Consider the following 1,180-nt stretch of genomic DNA (forward strand, 5'->3'; position numbering starts at 1 on the left):
AAGTTTGAACGTAACAAACCACACGTAAACGTGGGTACAATTGGTCACGTTGACCATGGTAAAACAACTTTAACTGCTGCGATTGCAACAATCTGTGCAAAAACTTACGGCGGTGAAGCGAAAGATTACTCGCAAATCGACTCTGCTCCTGAAGAAAAAGCACGTGGTATTACAATTAATACTTCACACGTAGAATACGATTCTCCAATCCGTCACTACGCTCACGTAGACTGCCCGGGCCACGCCGATTATGTTAAAAACATGATTACTGGTGCTGCTCAGATGGACGGCGCGATCCTTGTATGTGCTGCGACTGATGGTCCAATGCCACAAACTCGTGAACACATCCTTCTTTCACGTCAGGTTGGTGTACCGTACATCATCGTATTCTTGAACAAGTGTGACCTTGTTGATGATGAAGAATTACTTGAATTAGTAGAAATGGAAGTTCGTGAACTTCTTTCTACTTATGACTTCCCAGGTGATGATACTCCAGTAATCCGTGGTTCTGCGCTTAAAGCGTTAGAAGGTGATGCTGGTCAATACGGTGAGTCTTCAGTTCTTGCACTTGTTGAAGCGCTTGATTCTTATATTCCTGAGCCAGAGCGTGCGATCGACAAAGCATTCTTGATGCCAATCGAAGACGTATTCTCAATCTCTGGTCGTGGTACTGTAGTAACAGGCCGTGTTGAGTCTGGTATCGTTAAAGTAGGCGAAGAAGTTGAAATCGTTGGTATTAAAGATACAGTTAAAACAACTGTAACTGGCGTAGAAATGTTCCGTAAACTTCTAGACGAAGGTCGTGCGGGCGAGAACTGTGGTGTTCTTCTACGTGGTACTAAGCGTGAAGACGTACAACGTGGTCAAGTACTTGCTAAACCAGGTTCAATCAAGCCACACACTAAATTCGATGCAGAAGTATACGTACTTTCTAAAGAAGAAGGTGGTCGTCACACTCCATTCCTTAATGGTTACCGTCCACAGTTCTACTTCCGTACAACTGACGTAACTGGCGCGATCAAATTACAAGATGGCGTAGAAATGGTAATGCCTGGTGACAACGTAGAAATGTCAGTAGAGTTAATCCACCCGATCGCAATGGACCCAGGTCTACGTTTTGCGATCCGTGAAGGTGGTCGTACTGTAGGTGCTGGTGTTGTTGCGAAAGTAACTGCATAAT

General features: G+C 44.5%; 1 protein-coding gene. It reads left to right on the forward strand.

What is annotated here, in order from left to right; all coding sequences use genetic code 11:
- The coding region (gene tuf, locus HMPREF0023_RS15860) for an elongation factor Tu (RefSeq protein WP_004637636.1) at positions 1-1,179 on the forward strand (1,179 nt) is incomplete at its 5' end.
- Between the last annotated feature and the right edge of the window lies 1 nt (position 1,180).

The organism is Acinetobacter sp. ATCC 27244 (genome assembly GCF_000156555.1).
Lineage (GTDB): Bacteria > Pseudomonadota > Gammaproteobacteria > Pseudomonadales > Moraxellaceae > Acinetobacter > Acinetobacter haemolyticus.